At 63.0% G+C, this 934-nt stretch carries 1 protein-coding gene and 1 pseudogene; both read right to left on the bottom strand.

All coding sequences use genetic code 11. The features are described from left to right. Positions 1-215: 215 nt before the first annotated feature. Entirely contained in the window at positions 216-482 is a 267-nt protein-coding gene (locus H7I57_RS26875) for an IS1096 element passenger TnpR family protein (protein ID WP_264027356.1), read from the bottom strand. A gap of 144 nt (positions 483-626) precedes the next feature. Next, positions 627-836, bottom strand: a pseudogene (locus H7I57_RS26870) (transposase); the annotation flags it as partial. Positions 837-934 lie beyond the last annotated feature (98 nt).

Raw genomic sequence — 934 nt, 5'->3', positions numbered from 1 at the left:
AACAGCCCCCTCACGGAACTCCCGGTCGTACTTCTTCCGTTTCTCTGACATCGCTACTCCTTATAGCTGATGCCTCCACGGTCTCGGGGGAATGCCAAACACCTCCGCGGCTCCGCCCTGGGCTTTCGCAACCTCACCAACTACGTCGCCCGATCCCTGCTCGAGACAGGAGGCTTCAGACCCCAGCTCCGTGGACCTCGGCAGTGAAGGAGAGCTCAACTCGTCATCAGCGCGGCCAGAGCGTCGTTGGTCTCGGCCACCGAGAAACGGTCGGGATGCCAGCCCAGGGGCAGCCAGTCCCGCATCTCCCGAGCACTGAGCCCCATGGGCGTTGCCTGCGAGTCGTATCCGCCACGAACCCACGCAGCCAACTCCTCGTAGCCCCCGAGGCCGCCGCAGTCCTCCGGCGGGCAGGCCATCTTGCCCGTGAGACAGACCGGACTCGGGGGTGGATCATCGAAAACGTCTTCGACAACCAGCACGTGCTCCCATCCGTCCCCGAGTCGTAGTCATAGAAGAGACGATCGCCCTTGTCGGACAACACCTGGTCGAGCCGCACACCGTCTGTTGACCGTCTCTCGGGATGAGAGACTGTCAAGTTAACGGTGTAACTGGTTGTCGTAGTGTTACTTTCGGCCTGGAGTGAGTCGTTGCGGGAAGGCGATCTCGAACGCGTTGAGCGGTGCCTTCCAGCGGTTCATCCAGCGTTGTCGTCCCTTCCCGGTCGGGTCGAGGCTCATGATCGCCAGGTAGACGCACTTGAGCGCGGCNTGCTCGGTCGGGAAGTGCCCTCGGGCGTTCACCGCCCTGCGGATGCGCGCNTTCAAGCTTTCGATGGTTATCTGTAGTCCGGCGGTCGGGCAGGGTTGTGACCTGCTGGTTTGCGGTGTGGACGGTGTCCGCGACGTGCTCTTGGCGCTCGGTTGTCGCCCAG

Origin of the sequence: Mycolicibacterium pyrenivorans (genome assembly GCF_025821625.1) — a bacterium.
Taxonomy (GTDB): Bacteria; Actinomycetota; Actinomycetes; order Mycobacteriales; family Mycobacteriaceae; genus Mycobacterium; species Mycobacterium pyrenivorans.
This window is presented reverse-complemented; position numbering and strand designations above follow the sequence as displayed.